Source organism: Pseudomonas sp. lyk4-R2A-8 (assembly GCF_030209095.1).
Taxonomy (GTDB): domain Bacteria; phylum Pseudomonadota; class Gammaproteobacteria; order Pseudomonadales; family Pseudomonadaceae; genus Aquipseudomonas; species Aquipseudomonas quebecensis.
This window is the reverse complement of record NZ_JARVSS010000007.1, coordinates 134,705-155,244: the sequence shown is the minus strand read 5'-3', so window position 1 is coordinate 155,244 and position 20,540 is coordinate 134,705. Positions and strand designations below refer to the sequence as shown.

Annotated in this window: 24 protein-coding genes; 14 read left to right on the top strand and 10 right to left on the bottom strand. The window is 61.0% G+C overall.

Annotated features, from left to right (window positions below; translation table 11 throughout):
• Positions 1 to 169: 169 nt before the first annotated feature.
• Positions 170 to 5,041, top strand: coding sequence for a dermonecrotic toxin domain-containing protein (locus tag QRN10_RS08195; protein WP_285428152.1), 4,872 nt, complete (start codon positions 170 to 172; stop codon positions 5,039 to 5,041).
• A gap of 33 nt (positions 5,042 to 5,074) precedes the next feature.
• Here the strand turns inward: QRN10_RS08195 and QRN10_RS08190 are convergent, their stop codons facing one another.
• Positions 5,075 to 5,596 (bottom strand): putative natural product biosynthesis protein, encoded by a 522-nt coding sequence (locus QRN10_RS08190; protein WP_285428151.1) that lies wholly within the window; start codon positions 5,594 to 5,596, stop codon positions 5,075 to 5,077.
• A gap of 64 nt (positions 5,597 to 5,660) precedes the next feature.
• Complete coding sequence (locus tag QRN10_RS08185) at positions 5,661 to 6,044, bottom strand: DUF2946 domain-containing protein (RefSeq protein WP_285428149.1); 384 nt, start codon at positions 6,042 to 6,044, stop codon at positions 5,661 to 5,663.
• 194 nt (positions 6,045 to 6,238) lie between these two features.
• Between QRN10_RS08185 and QRN10_RS08180 the strand changes: the two genes are divergently transcribed.
• A complete protein-coding gene (locus QRN10_RS08180; protein ID WP_181076803.1) occupies positions 6,239 to 6,844 on the top strand; it encodes an SCO family protein in 606 nt (201 codons plus the stop codon).
• The gene (locus QRN10_RS08175) at positions 6,844 to 7,311 is read left to right on the top strand and encodes a copper chaperone PCu(A)C (protein WP_253508112.1); all 468 of its coding nucleotides are present in this window, start codon (positions 6,844 to 6,846) and stop codon (positions 7,309 to 7,311) included. Before QRN10_RS08180 ends, QRN10_RS08175 begins: the two co-directional genes overlap by 1 nt.
• A 42-nt stretch (positions 7,312 to 7,353) precedes the next feature.
• Here QRN10_RS08175 and QRN10_RS08170 read toward each other — a convergent pair whose 3' ends face one another.
• Positions 7,354 to 7,683: a DHCW motif cupin fold protein gene (locus tag QRN10_RS08170; protein WP_181076801.1), complete on the bottom strand. Its 330-nt coding sequence runs from the start codon at positions 7,681 to 7,683 to the stop codon at positions 7,354 to 7,356.
• A 139-nt stretch (positions 7,684 to 7,822) separates the two neighbouring features.
• On the opposite strand from QRN10_RS08170, the gene QRN10_RS08165 reads away from it, so the two are divergent.
• From QRN10_RS08165 to QRN10_RS08160, 3 genes are read left to right on the top strand one after another with little or no spacing between them, the layout of a single operon-like run.
• Positions 7,823 to 8,059: a hypothetical protein gene (locus tag QRN10_RS08165; protein ID WP_285428148.1), complete on the top strand. Its 237-nt coding sequence runs from the start codon at positions 7,823 to 7,825 to the stop codon at positions 8,057 to 8,059.
• A complete protein-coding gene (locus QRN10_RS25255) occupies positions 7,981 to 8,202 on the top strand; it encodes a DUF8758 domain-containing protein (protein ID WP_502941384.1) in 222 nt (73 codons plus the stop codon). The genes QRN10_RS08165 and QRN10_RS25255 overlap by 79 nt, the downstream gene beginning before the upstream one ends.
• Positions 8,117 to 8,878, top strand: a complete 762-nt coding sequence (locus QRN10_RS08160) for a DUF8757 domain-containing protein (protein ID WP_266247837.1) — start codon at positions 8,117 to 8,119, stop codon at positions 8,876 to 8,878. Before QRN10_RS25255 ends, QRN10_RS08160 begins: the two co-directional genes overlap by 86 nt.
• Here the strand turns inward: QRN10_RS08160 and QRN10_RS08155 are convergent.
• Both QRN10_RS08155 and QRN10_RS08150 read right to left on the bottom strand, forming a co-directional pair.
• Positions 8,835 to 9,311, bottom strand: coding sequence for a DUF488 domain-containing protein (locus QRN10_RS08155; RefSeq protein ID WP_181076800.1), 477 nt, complete (start codon positions 9,309 to 9,311; stop codon positions 8,835 to 8,837). The genes QRN10_RS08160 and QRN10_RS08155 overlap by 44 nt on opposite strands.
• Positions 9,312 to 9,461: 150 nt before the next feature.
• Entirely contained in the window at positions 9,462 to 9,929 is a 468-nt protein-coding gene (locus QRN10_RS08150) for a GNAT family N-acetyltransferase (protein WP_285428147.1), read from the bottom strand.
• Between the two features lie 358 nt (positions 9,930 to 10,287).
• On the opposite strand from QRN10_RS08150, the gene QRN10_RS08140 reads away from it, so the two are divergent.
• A complete protein-coding gene (locus tag QRN10_RS08140; protein ID WP_253508118.1) occupies positions 10,288 to 10,779 on the top strand; it encodes a GNAT family N-acetyltransferase in 492 nt (163 codons plus the stop codon).
• An 18-nt stretch (positions 10,780 to 10,797) separates the two neighbouring features.
• Positions 10,798 to 11,223: a GNAT family N-acetyltransferase gene (locus QRN10_RS08135; protein WP_253508120.1), complete on the top strand. Its 426-nt coding sequence runs from the start codon at positions 10,798 to 10,800 to the stop codon at positions 11,221 to 11,223.
• Positions 11,224 to 11,255: 32 nt separating this feature from the next.
• Here the strand turns inward: QRN10_RS08135 and QRN10_RS08130 are convergent, their stop codons facing one another.
• Positions 11,256 to 12,476: a TPM domain-containing protein gene (locus QRN10_RS08130; protein ID WP_285428146.1), complete on the bottom strand. Its 1,221-nt coding sequence runs from the start codon at positions 12,474 to 12,476 to the stop codon at positions 11,256 to 11,258.
• Positions 12,477 to 12,605: 129 nt separating this feature from the next.
• Here QRN10_RS08130 and QRN10_RS08125 point away from each other — a divergent pair, with 129 nt between their 5' ends.
• Genes QRN10_RS08125 through QRN10_RS08115 form a run of 3 tightly spaced genes read left to right on the top strand, consistent with a single transcriptional unit; the run spans position 12,606 to position 15,087 of the window.
• Positions 12,606 to 13,421, top strand: a complete 816-nt coding sequence (locus QRN10_RS08125; protein WP_285428144.1) for an alpha/beta fold hydrolase — start codon at positions 12,606 to 12,608, stop codon at positions 13,419 to 13,421.
• Entirely contained in the window at positions 13,411 to 14,553 is a 1,143-nt protein-coding gene (locus tag QRN10_RS08120) for a PAS domain-containing sensor histidine kinase (RefSeq protein ID WP_253508126.1), read from the top strand. Before QRN10_RS08125 ends, QRN10_RS08120 begins: the two co-directional genes overlap by 11 nt.
• 33 nt (positions 14,554 to 14,586) lie before the next feature.
• On the top strand, positions 14,587 to 15,087 hold the full coding sequence (locus QRN10_RS08115; protein WP_253508128.1) for a P-loop nucleotide/nucleoside kinase family protein: 501 nt from the start codon (positions 14,587 to 14,589) through the stop codon (positions 15,085 to 15,087).
• 167 nt (positions 15,088 to 15,254) lie between these two features.
• On the opposite strand, the gene QRN10_RS08110 is transcribed toward QRN10_RS08115, so the two are convergent.
• Entirely contained in the window at positions 15,255 to 16,856 is a 1,602-nt protein-coding gene (locus QRN10_RS08110; protein ID WP_285428143.1) for a L,D-transpeptidase family protein, read from the bottom strand.
• A gap of 39 nt (positions 16,857 to 16,895) precedes the next feature.
• Here QRN10_RS08110 and QRN10_RS08105 point away from each other — a divergent pair, with 39 nt between their 5' ends.
• Together QRN10_RS08105 and QRN10_RS08100 are read left to right on the top strand one after the other, a co-directional pair.
• The gene (locus QRN10_RS08105) at positions 16,896 to 17,609 is read left to right on the top strand and encodes a murein L,D-transpeptidase catalytic domain family protein (RefSeq protein WP_181076789.1); all 714 of its coding nucleotides are present in this window, start codon (positions 16,896 to 16,898) and stop codon (positions 17,607 to 17,609) included.
• Positions 17,610 to 17,639: 30 nt separating this feature from the next.
• Positions 17,640 to 18,386 (top strand): creatininase family protein, encoded by a 747-nt coding sequence (locus QRN10_RS08100; protein ID WP_181076787.1) that lies wholly within the window; start codon positions 17,640 to 17,642, stop codon positions 18,384 to 18,386.
• A gap of 48 nt (positions 18,387 to 18,434) precedes the next feature.
• On the opposite strand, the gene QRN10_RS08095 is transcribed toward QRN10_RS08100, so the two are convergent.
• Together QRN10_RS08095 and QRN10_RS08090 are read right to left on the bottom strand one after the other, a co-directional pair.
• Entirely contained in the window at positions 18,435 to 18,776 is a 342-nt protein-coding gene (locus tag QRN10_RS08095) for a hypothetical protein (protein WP_181076785.1), read from the bottom strand.
• 34 nt (positions 18,777 to 18,810) lie between these two features.
• Positions 18,811 to 19,455: an ATPase gene (locus tag QRN10_RS08090; protein ID WP_285428142.1), complete on the bottom strand. Its 645-nt coding sequence runs from the start codon at positions 19,453 to 19,455 to the stop codon at positions 18,811 to 18,813.
• Positions 19,456 to 19,585: 130 nt separating this feature from the next.
• On the opposite strand from QRN10_RS08090, the gene QRN10_RS08085 reads away from it, so the two are divergent.
• Entirely contained in the window at positions 19,586 to 19,858 is a 273-nt protein-coding gene (locus QRN10_RS08085) for a hypothetical protein (RefSeq protein WP_181076782.1), read from the top strand.
• Here the strand turns inward: QRN10_RS08085 and yfcF are convergent.
• Complete coding sequence (gene yfcF, locus QRN10_RS08080; RefSeq protein ID WP_285428141.1) at positions 19,833 to 20,465, bottom strand: glutathione transferase; 633 nt, start codon at positions 20,463 to 20,465, stop codon at positions 19,833 to 19,835. The genes QRN10_RS08085 and yfcF overlap by 26 nt on opposite strands.
• Between the last annotated feature and the right edge of the window lie 75 nt (positions 20,466 to 20,540).

The following is a 20,540-nucleotide window of genomic DNA, read 5'->3' as shown; positions in this document are numbered from 1 at the left end:
TCCTGCGAGTCGCTTTCCAGCCTCGGCCTTCGCGCGGCAAAACCCGCAGAATGTAGACAGCCTTCGGCCCGGCGAAACGTCCAACAGTGGCCGATCGACACGCGCGGCACCGGGCGACTCGGTAAAGGAGGCGGACGACTTACTGAGCCGCTCGTGCTCCGCCGCCCTCATGGACAGAGTGATTGCACTGCAAGCCAACCCGACAAACGCCCCACCCGCCGCAACCATCGACAACATCCCGGTCAACTCTACCTTCGGCCAGGTATTGGCGCGGTTTACCGAAACGCTCAAGCAAGAGCCGTTTGCTTCGTTCGCGCGCAATAAAAAGATCAACCTCACGCACTTCAGCGTGCTCCCGTCAGAGGGTCGGATCGAATGGGTCAGCAATGGCGTACGGATGAAGCTCACCCGTAACAACCCAGCCTGGAACCAGGTATCCGGCGACCTGCTCGCCGCAACGCGCGAGCTGATGCCAACCTTGCCGGGCGCCTTCGAATACACCGGCGCGCGCAGTGCCCCCCTGAACATCATCAGCAACTTTTATGCGGCCCGTGGCGCCACCGACCTGCCCACGACCTCGCTTGCAAGCAACGGCCTGAAGCCATCACGCGACGTCCCTTCCCTGCAGGTACCCCTGGCGACGGATGCGAGCTATCAACCATCGGACTACCAACGCGTCACACAAAACCGCAAACACATGGTCGACTCCTTATCCGGCACCCTCGGCCCCGCAGCGGCGTCCATGTTCGGCGTAGCGTGGTCGGTTGTGCAGCAATCGCTGTCGAGTAAGCCTCGCGACGCGTATGAGCAACGCCTGGTCACCGCCTTCACCGACGAGCTAAGCAAGGCGAACCGGGGCGAGGAGCCTGCCTGGGTGCGCGTGCCCGCCCAAACGGGGTTAGGCCAATGGCTGGAGCTGTATCGCAGCCTGTTCGACCATCCAGCGGTGCGGGAGTGGATGCAGGTCAAGGGGCTCGACCTGGCACAACTGGAACTGAACCCGTCCACCGGTACGCTGTTGGTCAAAAAAGCCGATGATGTCGCGGTGTTTTCACCGACCGACGAATCCGGCTGGGGGGCTATCGCCGGGCCGATCATGACGGTGGCCAGGGTGATCGCGCCTTCACCCGATCAGTCGCTGCAGATCGTTCCAGGCAACGGTTTCATTGCCACGCCACTGGGCGTGGTTGCCGACTTTCAGGGCGAACCGCCCCAGGCCGACAGCGCCGCCCAACGCGCGCGTATCCAGCACCTGAACGCACATCGGGCCTTTGATCCGATTGCACCAAATGACCCACTGCGGTCTGCCGACACCCGATCTTGTGTAGCCCTTGGCAACCTCGGCACCCAGGCTCAGGCGCAGTTCGCGGCATTGGCAGAGTCCAGGGCCGACAAACGTGATTTCGCTACGCGCCTGCTCAATGTCAATCGAGCGCTGCCAAATGTTCGTCAGGAAGCGAAAAAGTGGGCCGAAGCAATCATCCTCAAGTTGACCGGCAAGCCCTTCGATGCCGACACAATCTATCTGAACCGATTCGACGGCTCCCAAAGCGCGGACACCCAGACAGGATGGGAGCACATGGGCAAGGAACCGAAGTCTTCACTGCGCTTGCCCGATGCCTTGCTCAAGAATTTTTCGGAACACGACGCGGTGCCCAACAACCTGGATTTCGAAGCCGGCCTCTACTTCGACGGCCCCGGTAAAAGTCATGCCGGAGGCTACGGCAAACATAACGAATTCCCCCTGCCCCCCTCAAAGATCATGCACGAAGCGTGGTCCACCGACTTCCAGAAACACATGAACGACAAGCTGGACAGTTTCTGGACGGACCACGCCGACGAGTATCGCGACATCCTTAAAGGCCAGTTTATCTACAGTGCCCGCAACCAGTTCAATGCGTACGAACGAGCCTCCCCCGCCGAACGCGCCCGAATCCCGGCCGCAGAACAATTTACCCGCAGCGACTATGAGTGGGTCATGAAGGCCGTCTCTAATGTGCCGGTGGGCCCCGAGCAACCGGTGCCGCTCCAAGCACTGCAGGCACGCGCACCGGTCAAGGGCAAGGTCCGCGTGCATGCATTCGATATCAATGGTTTCAGATCCACGGACATCCTGCGATTCACCGAGCAGGACGACGGCCGGTACCTCTACCTCAAAGGCCGTCGTGACGGTCGGCAGATCCTCTACATCCCAGGCCGCACGCCAGAGTTCCTGAAGTTCGCCTCGCTCGAAAGCATGGACAAATGGATCGCCGATGAATGCAAGGACCCGAACAAGCGCACAGCGTTGGCATCGCACTTCAGCCTGTCCGACCGCCAGGACACTTCCAGCAGCGCTGTCGTGAGCCTCTTCAAGGCGCTGATTCCGTTTGGTGACCAGCTTCTCAAGGATCGCCCGGAGAAAGGCGTCGACACCGCCCTGCGCAACTTGAGCACCGGCGCCTGGGATCGTCTGGAGGGCACCGTGATCGACAGCGGCAACCTACGCATCACCGGCGATGTGTTCGACAGCATCATGCGGGCGACCTGCCAGCGGATGAGCCGTGATGCAGAGGTCACCATCAAGTCCAACGATGAAGTGACGCGCGACACCTGGCTCAACGACCTTTGTGTGGCAGCCGGCCTGCTGGGCAAACTGGCCCCCATCGCCGAACCGGTGGCGGCGCTGGCGTTTCTGGCAGGCCTCGGCGAAAGCGTTCTGGGGGCGCAAAAATCCCTTTCAGGCGACACCGAGGCCGAACGCCGCGACGGCGCAGCAAAGGCCCTCGACGGTTTGCTCAATACGTTGTTCTCCATAGGCGCCGCCGAGCGGCCCGAAGATCCCTTCTCTGTCTCCCGCGAGGAGGCGGCCACAGGTCCAGCAGTCGGCCGGCAACGCTTCGCCGACGGTGCCGCGCCGCTGATGCTCGAACGGCCTGTTTCGTCCGACGCTTACACCATTGCCCGCTCCAGCGGCTTCGATCTGGTAGAGGGCGAAAAGGTCTATCGCTACGATGCCGACCAGCCTGGGCTGTTGAGTGATCTGGAGTCCACCGAACGCACGGACCGCCTCGACCGGTTCGAGGATGTTTGTCCGGCGCCGACTGCCCTGTCGCGCAGGGCCAAACGCGGCGCCAATGATAGGTGCTTCACCAAAGCCCTGGAGCCCGTCACCGACTTGGCGGGCAAAGAGCTGCAATCGCTGGAGCACGTTCGGCTGTTCCCCGCTGCGCGCAAATCCTTGTTCAACGGCGACCGGGAAGTGATTTTCGAAAAGCGCATCAATCGAGTGGTGGATACCGAACTGGGGAGCAAGCTGGTGCCGCTGCCCGGTAAAGCGCACGTCCGATACAAAACCGTGGTCAAAGGCGACATCAGCAAAAACGCTCGATTCGGCATGTACGACAACAGTGACAGCGCGTTCCTGCGCGAGCGCACCTATGCGGTGAAACTTGGCCGAATCAGCGACGTTTGTAATGATTCCCGTGAAGTCCGTGGCGTTGTGGTTTCCAGTTCCAACCCCGCCGACACACGCAAGTACCTGATCGTCGAAGCAGACACCGCAGCGTTCTACAAAGCGCTGATTACGGATGGGCAGACCGGCAAAGTGAACTTCATTCGCTGCGAAGCCACCGCGGCGGATCTGGATCTGGTCAAGCACTACCGCAGTGAACTGACCCAGCGCCAAGGCACTGCCGCGGTGCCTTTCGACGCCGACTTGATTGCGCTGCCACCGCTGGACAAGGCCCTGAAACAGTTGCGAAAAAATGGCTACACAAAGGCCCAGATCCAGGACCTCAAAGCCAGCGTTTCAGGTATGACCGCCGAGCAAAAACGCGAAGTGGTGTACCAACTGCAAAGCCGCCACGCCATCGAAAAGCCGGATATTGCCCTCAAGCCGGCACGTGTGCGCCCATTGACCAAACCCGCTCGATTCAGCACGTTGACGGCCGAGCAAAAAAACGCCTTCTACGCTAAAGGCACGCAGGACTCGGTCAGTCGCGGGCTCAAGGCGACAGGCCTGGGGCCGGGTAACCAGGTGCATTCAGCCAGCGATCTTGCACGCGCCGAAGCGGCCGCCACCACCGTGGAGTGGATGCGCCGTACCACCAACCCCCATGCACCGAATCGAGGGGACATGATCCTGAAGGCCGGAGCCGGCAACTGTGGCGAAATGAGCCAGCTGTCGAAGGACATCGTGACCAAAAGCGGTGGCCGGGCTTATGAATGGTCGGCGGGTAACGCTCATGCGTTCACCGTGATCGGAGGCCCTGTGGAGCGCCCGCCGGCAACCCGTGATTTTTCCGAGGCTATATGGCGGGATGCATGGATCGTCGATCCCTGGGCCGGTATTGCCTGCCCGGCCCGTGAGTACACGAGCCGGCTCAAAGCGGTAATGACCGAATGGCAGGCCGGTGGGCGGAAAATACTGAATGGCCCCACCGGCGTTATGAGCCCCACCGATCCAAAGTGGCTGGACGAGCTGATCGAACAGCCCAAGGCTCCTTACGACCACAGCTATGAGACGCCCAGCGCGCCAGGCACCCTCGCCGAGGTCATCCCTCCCCGGACGGCCCCCCGCGAAGAGGTGGAAATGGGGTTCAGCCGCACGCTCGATGACAGCGATACGGTGTTGTCCACCCGAGGTCTGTCGGACTGCTCAGCGCTGGTGGTACTGACGGATCTTAAGAACGGCGTCTATGGCAAACGCACCTTGATGCACCTGACCGGCAGTAACGTGGCGATGGGCTTGAGCCATGGACACGCGGCCACTGAACTGGCGGCCCTGGAACAATCATTGGACGGCGGCGGCAAGGTCATTTTCGTCGGCGGCAGCAACTCAAAATCCGTTGTGGGCATGGCCAGTGTATTGGGTCAGGAAGTAGACGGTCGCAAACCTCTGCTCTCGATTGTGCAAAAACCCGGTGTGACAATGACCCTGGCCAGCGCGACCGCCATCGATGTGAAGCCGGACGGGACCTTTACCCTGGTCACAGACGGCGGCACGGAAGGTGTCTTCAGACCGGACAAAATCAAGGAGGTCTTGGATTTCATCGACTGAAGACAGGTCAGCGCCGCGAACAACTGAGTCAGATCAAGTCAGCGCCTGCCAGCCGCGGAACTCACCGCGCCGGGTCAGCGCGCTCCAGGCGAAATCCCAACCGGGCGGCGGCAAAGGCGGTTGTTCAACGGTGACGGGCGGCGTGGCTTTCCAATCGAATACCCGCAGCGTGCGCCACGCCAGCACGATACCTTCGGCCCGGCTGTGATCGGTATTGATCCAGCCTGCCGCAGCGGCGGCCATGAGCGCTTCAACGGGTTCCTCATTGATGCGCGTGCGGTAGGCCGAGCCGAGCAACCAACGGCACACGTTCAGGTGGTAGGTCCAATCCCCGGCCGGCTGGTTGCGGTAGGCCCAGGTCATAAAGCTGCGAAACAGGTTCAGGCCTTCGGGCGGGTCGAGTTTGAGCAGCGCCGGGCAGATGTCGAACAGGCTGTGCCAATAGGGCAACAAACGGGCGTCCAGGTGGACGAAACAACGGGCATTGCTGGGGTATTGCGCAGGCGCCGGTGCTGCGCGCAGGCGAACGGCGCCGGTTGGCGATGGATAGCTCATGAAAAACGCACTCACAGTCGTGACGATAGAATGCCCCCTGGTCACAGGAGGCCCAAGGCACACGTCAGAAGGCGGGAGAAGCGCGAGGGTTGGCCGAGGGCCAGGCGTAGCGCGGCGGCGCTTTGTTGCGCTGGGCATGGGCCGGGCGCGGGGTTTGACCCAGGCCCAGGAGCCAGGCCAGGCCGATCAGGAACACCAGGGCCACGTTCAGGGCTGCGCACACCGGGCAGGCAATGTAGTTCGAAATGTTGCTGGAAGCCGCGTCACCCGACCCTTTATCGGAAAGTGGCGCGGGTTTGCCGTCCACTGAACAGAACGCCCCGCCGATCCCGTTGAGCTGCTGGCCGAGCATCTGACCATGGCTCAAACCGCACACGAACAGGTTCATCAGCACGCAGCAGTACAGGGTCCAGGCGATCAGGGAACGGTCGGGCAGGCTCAATTTCATGGCGGCGACTCTACCATCACCGCCGCCAACGGATGAAGCGCGACGCGCCCCTGTGGCAGAACGTCGCAGATTACGCAGGCGGGTAGGGGTTGGTAGACTTGGCGCCCTTCGCGTTTCTTACTTCAAATGCCTGCTTTTCCCAGCCTGACGGCTAGACCCGGCGCAATGCAGGCGTTTTACAGGATGCACAGTTGATGAGTACGTTATTCACCCGCCGCAAGGTCCTGGCCGGTATGGGCCTGATGGGCCTGGGCCTGCTGGCCGGTTGTGACAACAGCCCCAAACTGAACTTCAAGTACGGCAAGGACTTGAGCGACAAGATCATGGGCCGCACGTTCAAGCTCAAGAACACCGAGGGCGACACCGTCACCCTCAGTTCCTACCGTGGCCTGATGCCGGTGGTGTTCTTCGGCTTCACCCAGTGCCCGGCGGTGTGCCCCACTACCCTCGCCCGCGCCGCCCAGGCCAAGAAGCTGATGGGCCGCGACGGTGAAATCATGCAAGTGATCTTCATCACCCTGGACCCGGAGCGCGACACGCCGGAGATTCTCGACAAGTACGTCAAGGCCTTCGACCCCAGCTTTGAAGCGCTGTACGGCACGCCGGAAGAAATCGCCGTGGCCGCCAAGGAATTCGGGATCTTTTATGAAAAGATCCCCGCCGGCGACACCTACACCCTGTCCCACACCGCCACCAGTTTTGTCTTCGACACCCGTGGCAACCTGCGCCTGGGGCTCCAGGCATCCCTCACCGCTCAAGAGTGCGCAGAAGACCTGCTCACCGTCATGGAGGTCTGCTAATGACTGCCGTTCAACACCTCAAGCGCCTCACCCTTGGCCTGGCCCTGCTGGGCCTCGTCGCTCACGCCAGCGCCCAGGTGCAGGTCAGCGACGCCTGGGTTCGCGCGACCGTTGCGGGCCAGCCCTCCAGCGGCGCGTTCATGACCGTCACCGCCGACGTCGACAGCAAGCTGCTGCGTGTAGCCTCGCCGGTGGCCAAGGACGTGCAGATCCATGAGATGAGCATGAAGGACGACGTCATGCGCATGGGCCCCGTGGATTCGGTGGCCCTGCCTGCCGGCAAAGCCGTGACCCTCGACCCCAATGGTTACCACGTGATGCTGATGGGCCTGACCGGGCAGATCAAGGAAGGTGACCCGGTGCCGCTGACCCTGACCGTGGAAAATGCCAAGGGCGAACAGCAGGCGATTGAAGTCAAGGCCATCGCCCGAGGCGTAGACGGCATGGACCCTAGCCATAAGCACTGATTGCAGCTGCTTGGTTCGGGTTGGCTCACCTCAACCCGTCCATCAATCCACGATAAACAGCTTCGCACCGTCCAGCGTCGATGAACGGTGCGCTTCCATATCATTGCCCACCTGATAACTCATCCCGGCCGTCAACGTAAACCGACGCCCATCCGCCAGCTCGGTGTGCAACTCGCCTTCCAGACACAACAGCACATGACCGCGCGTGCACCAATGATCCGCCAGGTAACCGGCGCTGTACTCCACCATGCGCACGCGAGTCGTGCCAAAGTGCCCGGTGCGCCAGGTGGCACTGCCCGTTACGCCGGGATAGATGACGGGTTCAACGCTGGACCAATCGGTGGTGCAAAACGGGACGGCGGTAAGATCCATGGGGGGCTCGGGTGTGAGTTAAGGGGGCTTGAGGCTAATGGGCTGACAAGGGGGGCGGTAGACACAGATGGAGTAGTTTTGCGGCATACAGGCAACCGTGCTTGTTATTCTGCTCCCCCATCTCCGAGGAGGCATGCTGATGCTGATCGACCCCGCTTACGTCTTGTTTGAGACCGACCCCGCCGGCGATTCAAGGACCGTCCGTCGCGCAGGTCATCGACTGCCTGCGCGCCTGTATGCACCACTGATACCAATCTTCGCGTTAACTGGCATAGCGGTGATGCAGGCGATCTGCATATGCGGTTACACGTCTATCTGGCAGTTTTCCCATCTCTGGATACAGTTCAAAAAAGACATCTGGATATGGCCTGCATGAAACGCAAAGTTCGGATATTGATCCTATGCAAAACCTACCCTTCCCCAAGCGCAAAATATGCCGAAACGTCCTGCGTCGCAGGGATGGATGAGGAAGGCAAATCTTATAAGGCTGTATCCAGTACCGTTCCGCTTGATCACTAGCGATCAGCAGTTTGCCAAGTGGCAATGGATCGAAGCCTCCATCGAACGAAGCCCTGCGGACCGCAGGCCAGAAAGCCATAAGATCGGTGTGGACAGCATTTGTGCGGGAAAAGTTTTGCCCGCAGGTGATTGGTGCGAGCGGCGGGTGTTGCTGGACAGGCTGAAAATTTATGAGAATTTTGACGCATTGGATAAAGCCAGGACTGAGCATAACGTCACGCTAGGCCTGATCAAACCTGCACGCGTCACCGCACTTCGCATTCAGAAATCAGCCTCGCAAGGATGGACTTCGGAGGAAATTGACAAGCTGCAATCAATGCAGCGCCAACCCAGCCTGTTTGAAGAGCAAGAACACGCCAGCATCAAGCGCCTTGAAAAAGTGCCCTTTGACTTTCATTACGTTTATGAGTGTGTGACCGACGGAGAATTGAGAACCCATATTCATAAAATTGTCGACTGGGAAGTCAGCCAGCTCTATAGGAACGTCTATCGCAAACACGGGGCAAAGGGCTGGGAACTCCCCTTTCGGCAAAAGCTGGAAACCCATCTACCGAGCAAAGAGCTCATGCTCTTGATGGGCACGATTCATCGTTTCCCCAGCCAGTGGTTGATCGTGAGCCTGATTTATCCGCCTAAGCGACAGAAAGAAGACGATCATCAAATAGCGTTGTTTTGAAGGGTAGGTGTTGAATGTCGAGCGAGGGCGTCAACTCCTGCGCGGCTTCAGCGATCAAACTGCGGTGGCAAAAACGGGCGTCCGCCTCATAACAGACCATACAAATCCGCTGCTGGGCTGCATTGCAAACCAGCTCGTTCAACACCGTGCCTTGGGTGCGGATATAAGTCCTGAACTCGCGCGCATAGGTTGTCCAATCACCGTCTTCCTTGTACTGCTTGCGTATGGGCTTTGGGCAGCCGAGCGACCGGTTATGCTCATAAGCGATCCCCTGTGCGGCCAGATCCCGGGCAAATGCATTTTTGGAAAAACCTTTTTTTCGCGATAACGGGTATTCACGCACATCCAGCACTCTGTCGATCCCGGCCTGCTTGAGTTGTGCAATGAATGCGTCGATGGTCAGTCCCTCGTAGCCTGCGGTGTAGAGGTTCATGCAGATTCTCCCAAGGCCTGCCGGCGCGATCAAATGGTAAAAAAACGCCGGGACTATAACATCGGCTGAAATTGACGAGCCGATGCGAGTGACGAGCGGAGCCAATTATTGCGTAACAAACCTATGGCCCTCGCTCATCAGGCCATCGGTTCAGCCAACCCGCTTCTTCATCGGGATACACGCCAACTGCAACCCCGACGGTGAGTGGTAAATGGCCTGCTCATCCCCGACATAACCACACGATCGATAAAAACTCGCGGCGTTCAACGTCGCATCCAGCACCACCTCTTCAATCGCCAGTTCCCGCGCGAGACTTTCAAGGTGATCCAGCATGGCCTTGCCATACCCGCGTCCGGTGAATGCGGGCAACACGAACAGCGCACCGATTTCGTTGTTGTCCAGGTCAAGCATGCCGGTGGCTACAGGCTCATCGTTAAGCCAACCCAGATAAAACGATTTGTCCATCAGTGCGCTGTAGCCGTCCTCGGCTTTGCCACGCGTCCAGAGTGCCATTTGTTCAGCGGTGTAGGCGCCGACGCATTGGCTGCGGATGGCTTCGCGGCGGATGTCAAAAGCAGCGACTGCGTCGTTGAGGGTCGCGCGTTTTATTTCCAGCATTGATCCTTCCCTTTATGCGTTTTCATTACCCGCTCGGGTGAATGAATAACGGTCCCTGTCCGTGCGTAATTGCCAATCCTGGTTTCGTCAATGATATGCGGCGCGGGTTCAGTTATAGATGCGCTGACCGACACGCCGCCATCGGGGGCAAGCCCCCTCCCACATTGGTATCCCGGTTACCGTCAGATTTTCACACTGCCTTTTTGACGTCGATGACCATGGCCAAAATTGTCGAAAAAGTATCCGCTACGATGCCTGACGCGAACAAGCCCATTCCCATTTTTTGAGCCGTGTTCAACGCAGAGTCCCAGCGAGGCCGCTATGATGTGGCCTTCCGCTCAACGCCCCAGGAACACCGATGCCCGCCCTCACTCTGCGCAACGCCATGCCCACTGACGCCGCTCGCTGCTATGCAATTGAAATCACCGCCTACGAAGGTGACGAAGCCGCGACCCTGGAAAAGATCGCCACGCGCATTGCGCTATACCCGCAAGGCTTTTTGATCCTGGAAGCCGACGGCGAAATAGTGGGTTTTATCAACGGCGGCTGCGCCCATGAAGTGGTGATGTCGGACGAGGCGTTCAAGGAACTGGTGGGGCATTCGGCCGAGGCGCCGAATGTGGTGATCATGTCGGTGGTGGTCGACCCGGCGCATCAGGGCAAGGGGTATTCCACGGTGCTGATGACCGAGTTTGTGCAGCGCATGCGCGCGATGGGCAAGCGCACGATTCACCTGATGTGCAAGGAACAGCATGTGCCGTTGTACACGCGCATGGGCTACACCTATGTGTGCCCTTCACCCTCGGATCATGGTGGCATGGCCTGGCATGAGATGGTGATGACGCTTTAACCAACGGAGGGTTTCGCGATGACCGCAGCGCTTATTGAAATCAGCGACCAACCCAACCCCGACGCCGAGCGTATTCTCGGCAACGGCCTGGCCGCGTTCAACGAAGGTATCACCGGCTACAACGACCGCCTGCCGCTCACGGTATTGATCAAGGACCCCGATACCGATCGGGTCATCGGTGGCATCACCGGCAAAACCACCTTGGGCATGGCCTTTCTCGACCTGTTCCACTTGCCCGAGACCCTGCGCGGCACAGGCCTGGGCAGCCGGTTGCTGCACGCCTTTGAGGATGAAGCCCGACGCCGGGGTTGCCTGAATGCCGTGCTGTACACCCTCAGCTTCCAGGCCCCGGGGTTTTACGAGAAGCACGGCTGGGTGCGGTTCGGGGAAATACCCTGTGCGCCACAGGGCAGCAGCCGCCTGTTTCTGTCTAAGCAACTGTAACCGGGACAAGCGCCTCGCCGAAAAGCCTGCCGTCACCAGCTCCCCGAAGCCCCGCCGCCACCGCTGGAACCACCATCGCCGGAAGAGCTGCTGGAGTCTGAGCTTGAATCTGAACTCGAACTCGAGCTTGAATCCGAGTCCGAACCCGAGTCCGAACTCGATCCCGAACCGCCACTGCTCTTGATGAAAATGAACAACGCCGCAAACGACGCGATTGGGAATGCAAACAGCCAGCTGTTGCGCCCAAGGTCCATCAACATTCCCGCCGCCCCATACACCGCCACCGCTGCCAGCAACCGCGCGATAAAACCCGCGCGGCTTTGCTGCCACGCCATCCTCATGACCACGAACAGGGCCAGGTACAACCCCAGCACCACCAACGCGCCCAGCGGATACGCCAGCCAATGGATAAAGTCGACGTCGGCGTACCAATGATTCACCACGACCAATCCCAGGATGTAAACCAGCAGGCCAATGACGCCATAAAACACCGCGCGCGCCAGCCACAATGCACCGAATGTCGCGCCACCGATCAGCATGACCAACGGCATCACCAGCAGGAACAGCAACCCGTCGCGGCCGCCACCAAAAACCGCCAGCAGCACGGTAACCGCCACCGCGGCGATCAAGGCACGCCGCCAGTGCAGTTTGCCGGCGGCAAGCAGTACGCCGCCGATGGCACCCGTGATAAAGGCCAGCAACAGCGCGATGATCTGGGGGTTAAGGTCCGGCTTGGCGACTTGGGGCAAGTCACCACCGTCCACCAGCACAACCAGGTCATTGACGCCCTGGGTAATGCCACCCGCATAGTCGCCCTGACGAAACGCCGGGGTGATGTGCTCCTCGATGATGCGGTGCGCCAGCAGATCGGTGACGGTGCCCTCAAGGCCATATCCCACTTCGATGCGCACCTTGCGGTCATCTTTGGCCACCAGCAGCAGGATGCCGTCGTTGACGTCCTTGCGCCCCAGCTTCCAGGCGCGGAACAGTTGGTTGGTGTAATCCTCAAGGTCCGCGCCGCCGAGCGTGGGTATCAACAGCACGGCGACTTGCGCGCCTTTGCGTTGTTCCAGATCGGCCAGTTGCTGTTTGAGACGCACGGTGGTGGAGGCGTCAAGCGTATGGGTAAGGTCGATCACCCGCTGGTCCAGGGCGACACCAATGGCCGACGTCTGGGCGTGAGCCGTCGCCAACAGGCTGGCGCACACAAGCAACAGCAGACTCAAGGCGGATTGCCGCAACCGACGCATCATAATTTGTTACCCGAGGTTTCTTCCTGAAGGCGCCGACTTTACTCTATCGGCGCTATAACGCGTGACCCAAAGCGTTTGACTATCTAAACTGGCCGCCAATAGCAATACGCCATAATTTTCGAGATGCCCATGGATTTACGTCACCGCAATAACGTCAACGTCATGGGCAACGGGACCTCGACCCTGGTGTTCTCCCATGGTTTTGGCTGCAACCAGGCCATGTGGAACGATCTGGTGCCGGCGTTTCTAGAGCACTTTCGCGTGGTGCTGTACGACCTGGTGGGCGCGGGCCTGTCGGACCTCAGCGCGTTCGACAAAACCCGGTACGCCACGCTGGACGGCTACGCCCGCGACTTGAACGAGATTATCGACGCCTATGCCGAAGGCCCGGTGATTCTGGTCGGGCATTCGGTCAGTGCGATGATCGGCACCCTCGCCGACCGCCTGGCGCCAGGACGTATCGCAGCCCATGTGATGATCGGGCCGTCGCCGCGCTATATCGATGACGAGGGTTACATCGGTGGATTCAAGCGCAGCGACATCGATGAACTGCTCGACACCCTCGACAGCAACTACCTGGGCTGGTCCAGCGCCATGGCCCCCGTGATCATGGGCGCACCTGAGCAACCGGCGCTCAGCGACGCCCTGACCGACAGTTTCTGCCGCACCGAGCCGGAGATCGCCAAACACTTTGCGCGGGTGACGTTTACCTCGGACAACCGCCAGGACGTAATCGGCCTGGCTACCCCGGTGTTGATCCTGCAATCGAGCGACGACCTCATCGCCCCGGTGGCCGTGGGCGAATACCTGCACCGTGTGTTGCCCAACAGCACGTACTGCCTGGTGAACAACGTCGGCCACTGCCCGCACATGAGCGCACCCCAGGCATGCGCGGCGGCCATGCACGGTTTCCTGGAGCGGTGGACGGCCACCCGTGCCGGCTGACGTGTTCGACAGCGCCGCCTGCGCCCTGGCCGTTACCGGCGAAGATGGCACGATCCTCAAGGCCAATGCGCGCTTCGGCGATTGGCTGGGGTTCAGCACCGCCGAGCTGTGTGCGCGCAGGTTTCAGGACCTGCTGACCATGGGCGGACGAATCTTCCATCAGACCCACCTGGCACCGATGCTGCGCATGCACGGCAGCATCACCGAAGTGAAACTGGACATCCTGCACCGCGACGGCCACAAGGTAACCGTGCTGCTCAACGGCAATAAACGCGTGCAGGCCGATACGGTGGTGTACGACCTGGCCCTGTTCGGCACCACCGACCGTGACAAGTACGAGCGCGAACTGCTGAACGCCCGCAACCTGGCCGAAGCGCTGCTGCAGGAAAAAACCGCCACAGAGCTGGCGCTGCAGAACGCCCAGGCCGAGTTGAACGCGGCCTATGCCATCTCCCAGCGCCGCGCGGTGTTCGCCGAGCAGATGATGGCGATCGTCAGCCACGACCTGAAAAACCCGCTGACCGCGATCCGCATGGCCTCGGACTTTCTCAGCCGCAGCGAACGCACCGCCAAGGAGCGTCAGCTGCTGGGGCATATCGGCCAATCCTCCGAACGTGCCCAGCGCATGATCGCCGACCTGCTGGACTTCACCCAGGCGCGGGTCGGCCACGGCATCGTGATCAAAGCCGCGCCACTGGACCTGCACCACGTGATTCAGCGCGCGGTGGAGGAACTGCGCGTGGCCTTCCCCAAGGCCACCCTGTTGCATTGCGCCGAAGGCAGCGGCCAAGCGTGCCTGGACGCCGACCGCGTGCAGCAGATTATCGGCAACCTGGTGGCCAACAGCGTGGCGTATGGCGATCTGCAGGAGCCCATCACCATTACCTCGCATCTTGGCGACAACGCAGGTGCGGTGTCGGTGCATAACCACGGCGCCCCCATCCCGCAGGCCTTGCTCGAAGAGCTGTTCGAACCCATGACCCGCGGCACCGACCAGGGCAGCGATGTACGCAGCGTGGGCCTGGGGTTGTACATCGTGCGCGAATTGGCCAAGGTGCACGGCGGGGATGTGGCGGTGAATTCCTGCGCGGCCGCCGGCACTACGTTTACGGTGACGTTTCAGAACACGTAGGCGCTGGCCACTGAACTATCCAAGGACCACACCATGCTCATCGTCTTCAGCGGATTGCCCGGCACCGGCAAAACCACCATCGCCCATGAACTGGCGCGGCGGCTCAACGCGGTTTACCTGCGGATCGATGTGATCGAGCAGGCCATTCGCGATGCCGAGGTGCTGGCGGGTGATGTGGGGGCCAGCGGTTACGGCGTGGCCAATGCCGTCGCGCTGAGCAATCTTCTGTTAGGGCATCGGGTGATCGCCGACGGCGTCAATCCAGTGCGGGAAAGTCGTGCGGCGTGGCAGGCGGTGGCCCTGGCGGCGGGCGTTAAGTTAGTGGATGTACAGGTGATTTGCTCCGATCGGCAGGCACATCAAGGCCGGGTTGAAAGGCGCACCGGGGATATCCCCGGCCTGACGCCACCCACTTGGCACTCGGTGATGACCCATGAGTATGAAGCCTGGGCGCAAGCGCCGTTGACCGTCGACACGGCGACGCTGTCCGCGACCGAGGCGGTTGAAACGCTGCTCGCTCATCTAGGGCGATAAGTGGAATCGCGGTGGTGTTTTTGGGGCCGCTTCGCGCCCCGGCGCGGGGCAAGCCCGCTCACCACTTATAGCCACCCTGAGCACGCTTTTGCAGTGAGCTTTTAGGTGATGAGCGGGCTTGTCGCATCGTCGCACCTCCCGCGCTGGGGCGCGAAGCGGCCCTATATTCAGAGCACGCTGCCCATCGCCTTCATCAGCACCAGGTCCCGCCCGTAGATATCCGGCGCGTACACCAGGCCGCCCTGGCGGTCCACTTCCACTGTCCAATAGCCCAGCAGTACCGGCACCGGGGTAGCCAGGCGGAATTCATGAGTCACGCCGGTGGCCAGCAGTTCGTCGGTGCGAGCGCGCTCGGCAGGACTGACCAGCAGGTCGCGCAGCAGCAACGGTTGTTCAACCCGCACGCAGCCGGAGCTGAACGCGCGCGGGCCCTTGGTGAACAGCGGCTGGCTGGGGGTGTCGTGCAGGTACACCGAGTAGGGGTTGGGAAAGCGCATCACGATTTTGCCCAGCGGATTGCGCGGGCCGGCTTCCTGGCGCAGCAGGATGTTGCCGGGGTGTGCCCAGTCGATCTGTTCCGGGGCCAGCGGCTGGCCTTGGGCGTCGAGCACCTGCAGGTTCTGCTGGCGCAGGTATTCGGGATTGAGGCGAATGGCCGGAAGTTTGTCCTCGCGCATAATCGTGGGCGGGATGGTCCAGGTGGGGTTGAGCGTCAGCCGGGTGATGCGCGATTTGAGCAACGGTGTCTGGCGCTCGGCGCGGCCCACTTGCAGACGGGTTTGCCACACGGGGATGCCGCTCTGATAGACGCTCAGTTGTGCCGCGGCGACGTTGACCAGCACGCCTTCGGGCTCCAGGTCCTGGGCCAGCCAGCGGAAGCGTTCGAGGTTGATGCGCAACTGCTCGCGACGCACCGCCGGGCTGATATTAAGCTCGGCTACCGTGCCGGCACCGATCACGCCATCGGCCTGCAATGAATGGCTGAGCTGAAAGGCTTTGACCGCATCTACCAGCTCAGCGCGGTATTGCTTGCCGACGCCCTGGGGCTCAGCGGCCAGGTAGCCGCCGTCGTAGAGACGCCGTGCCAGCTGCGGCACCCGCGTGTCTTCCATGCCGGGGCGCAACAACGGGCCACTGCCCACGGCGTCCCAATGCGGCAACGGTTGCAGGCGCACGCTCGCATAGGCATTGCGCAGGCTGCGATACAAATCGGCGCCGGGGCGCGCTTGATCGAACGCCTGGGCCATGTCCTGCAGGCCCACCGCAGCAAGGGCGAGCACTTCAACATCGGGGTCGCGGGCAGGCGGCTGGGAATGCCACAGCGGTTCGAAGCGTGATTGCTGCAATCGTCCGTAGTGCAGGTCCTGCAGGGCCTGCAGGTAGTGGCGGCTGCTGTCGATATCGCTGCACAGCACGTTAGCCGTGGCATCCACGGCAGGCAGGCTATAGTGGGAAGGGTCCAGGCCGTCGTCGGCGAGCAGTTGCAGTTGGGCGTGCAAGGCTTGGCGACGGGCTTCGTCGGACCACAACGCGACATCACCTTGCTGCTGATAAAAGGCTTGCAGGCGCCCCTGTGCGGCGGCGGCGATCTGCGGCGCAAGGCCGGGGCAGACACTGGGCAACTGCGCCAGCGCCTGCTGCACGGGCGCCAGGTCGACCGGTGCCGGCGTCGTCACCGGCAAGGGCTCGACCGGCAGCGCGTCGGCCGTGGCGACCAATGGTGCAACGAGCAAGCAAATGCTCAAGTAACATGCGTGTTTTTTGAACAATGCTTTAGCTCCAATCCACAGTGGGGGGTTGTACTGTAGATGCTGACTTTCCTGTGCCGCCTCGGCCTGATGGCCGCAAGCCTGGCTGCGTTGAGTAACTCTGTGCTCGCCGCCAATGGCAACGTGCCTTCCTTGTATAACAGCCTGGCGCGATCGGCTCCAGAACTCAATCCCACTGTGCTCAAAAGCGCCCTTAACGCGGTGCAATGTGCAGTCAGCAACGGCGAAGAACGCTCCGAACGCCTGGCCGTGATCGATTATTCCCAACCTTCGACCGCCCGTCGCCTGTGGATCTTCGACCTGCGCAAGAAAACCCTGGTGCTGCGCGACCTGGTGGCCCACGGCGCCAAGTCCGGGGAAAACTTCGCCACCCAGTTCTCCAACCTTGAAGGCAGCCACCAGTCCAGCCTTGGCCTGTTCCGCACCCAGGAAAGTTACCTGGGCACCCATGGTTATTCACTGCGCATGGACGGGCTGGAGCCGGGGTTCAATGACTCGGCCCGCGACCGCGCTATTGTGATTCATGCCGCCGATTACGTCAGCCCACTGTGGAGCAAGCGCGAAGGCCGTATTGGCCGCAGCCAGGGTTGCCCGGCCGTGCGCCCGCAAGTGGCGCGTCAAGTGGTGGACAAGCTCAAGGACGGCCAGTTCATGTTTTCGTGGTATCCCGACCAGCGCTGGTTGAAGTCTTCCACTTACCTCAATTGCAAGCCCCAACAGGTGGCCAGTAGTCGTACAATCCGTGGCGGTTAGCCTGTCCCCACCGATTAAAGAGAGCACCCCATGCTTCTACATAAGTCCACCTGGATCGAGATCGAGCAGTTTCTGCAGCGCAGCCGCACGGTGGTGGTGCCCATCGGTTCCAACGAGCAGCACGGCCCGACCGGTCTGCTGGGCACCGACTGGATGTGCCCGGAAATCATCGCCCATGAGGCACAACGGCACGCCGACCTGCTGATCGGCCCCACGTTCAATATCGGCATGGCCCAGCACCATCTGGGGTTTCCCGGCACCATCTCCCTGCGCCCCTCCACTTTTATCGCCGCGATTGGCGATTGGGTGCGCTCGCTGGCCGGGCATGGCTTCGAGAAGATCCTGTTCCTGAACGGCCATGGCGGCAATATCGCCACGATTGAAGCGGCGTTTTCCGAGTTGTACGCCGAAGCCAGCTTCGCCCGGCGTCCGGCCGGGTTCGCGCTGAAACTGGTGAACTGGTGGGATCTGGAGGGTGTCAATGAGCTGGCCCATCGTCAGTTCCCCGTGGGTCATGGCAGCCACGCCACGCCGTCGGAAATCGCAGTGACGCAATGGGCTTACCCGGATGCAATCAAGACAGCCGACTATTCGCCGCAGATCGCCAACACCGGGCCGATCCGCGAAGCGCTGGACTTCCGCGCACGCTTCCCCGATGGGCGCATGGGTTCCGACCCGGCGCTGGCGACGGTGGAAAAAGGCGGGGAACTGGTGGCGTTGGCCGCTCAGGGGCTGATCAAAACAGTGCGTCACTTCGCTGACGAAGTTAAACCGTAAATCCGCTTGGCGGGAGGGGCCAGGCCCCTCTCCTATCAGCGCATCGCGTTATTGGCATTCCTTGGCCGCTATCTCCAGGCGCGACGGCGTAATAGTCGACGCCAGCGGCTTGCGCTCATACAAAAACACCTTGGCGCCCTCCCCGGCCTTGTAGGCTTCGAGCACATCGTCGGCGGCAATCCGGCTGGTCAACAGCACTTTGGCGTGACGCGAGTTTTGCGTCACCGTGGAGGAGATAGCGTGTTTTTCCAGCTTGGGCAGCACGCACTGCACATAGCCTTCAGGGGTTTTGGTGGTCTGCAGGGTCAAGCTCGGAGTGTTAGGGGCAGAGACGCAACCGGCCAGCAACAAAGAAGCGAAGGCCGTGGCCGGTACGAAAAAAGAGCGCATGAAAACATCCTGACGATAAAAGTAAAAGTTCATATCAACCCGCACGCATCAGCGCCTTGAGCGATGCATCGAACTGCTTCAAGGCGTCGAGCTGTACATCGCGCTGCTGTTCGATCTGCGCCGCAATCTCCGGCGCAGCCTTGTCGCGCACCCACACAGACGGCACATGACGGTGTACCGAGCCCTCGGCCTTGGCGATGTATTGCAGATCGGCATCATAGAACCGCGCCACAAACCGCGCTTGGACCTGGTCATTACGCGGGGTCAGCAACTGGTTGTGAGTGTCGAGCATCACCACCACATCCGGATGCGCTCGCACCAGGGCATCCAGGTTGTCGTAGACGGTGACCGAGACGAAGCTGCCCTGCAGCGAATGCATCAACCAGTCCATGGCAAGTTCCGGGTCGGAGCTGTTGACGAACGCTGCGCGGATGCGTGAATCGAGGGCATCCTTGGCGCCGTTCAAGGCCATGTCGTGGTAGCGTTCAAGGTAGCTGAGATTGTCGCGGGTGTTGTCGCTCAGCAACACACCCACCGATTGCGTAGGTTGCAGAGAGTTTACGCTACCGACGATAGGTAGCAAATGGCCTGCACGCAGATCGCCGGCAATTGCCGCGTTATTGAGCGCAGCCGCCCCCAGCATCAGAATGATTGAACACAATTGAATAAACGTTCTCATCGCGCATTTCCCTGAACGGCGTGTCGATGAGGCAGTTTTGCGCTTATGCGGCAAAAACAGAACTTGCGTTACGTGATGGTGACTATTATCTGAAGCGATAGTGCACCGCTAAAACTATAAGGACCACGCCATGAAGCCCCACCAGAAAACCTTCGACCGCATCCGCGAAGCCGTCCTGCCGGAGTTTCGCGATCGGGTCGCCGATTACCTGGCCGAGTATGAGCAGGTGCTGCAGGATAAGACGGTGGACGCCGACCGGTTCCAGGCCAGCGCGCAGCAGTTGCGAGGCTACCTGCGCGGTTTGAACACCACGCGGGTGTTGGGCATGGCCGATTGGGAAGACCTCGACCGGCGTGCCGCGCAACTGGCCGAGCCGGCTACAGCGCCGGACGTGGCTGATTGACCCACGCCTGCACCGACGGCCGCTGCCACTGGCGCTGCGCATACGCCACCAGCTCGGCAGGCACTGCGTCGCCATTGAGGATCAGGCGGTTAAGCATCACCGCCAGGTCTACATCGGCAATTGACCACTCGCCGCACACGTGAACCGGGTTATCCGACAGCAGTGCCTGGGCCGCCGCAATCAATTTAGCCGCGGCCGCTTCGGCCACTGGCGACAACGGCGGCATTTTCTGCCCGCAGAACACCACCAGCGTCGAGCGCTCCTGGCGGATCGGCAGCAAATCACTGCGTAACCAGGCCTGTACTTGGCGCGCTTTGGCACGCTGCTTCGGGTCGGTGGGATACACCGGGATAGACGGGTAAACCTGCTCCAGGTACTCGGTGATCGCGGAGGACTCCGACAAGGCAAAATCCCCCTCGATCAGCGTCGGCACCCGTTGTGTCAGCGACAGCCGCGCATAGTCGGCCGCCTGGTTTTGCCCTGCCTCCAGGTCCAGGGGGATCGTATCGAACGCCAGGCCTTTTTCTTGCAGGGCGACGAAAACCGACATTGCGTAAGGGCTGGTGTAGAGCGAATCGACGTAAAGACGCAACGGTTCGTGGCGCATGGCGATCTCCTTGAAATGAAGCCCTACGCTACGAGATCGACGACGATAAAGACAATGCAGGCTTTTTATGGGGGC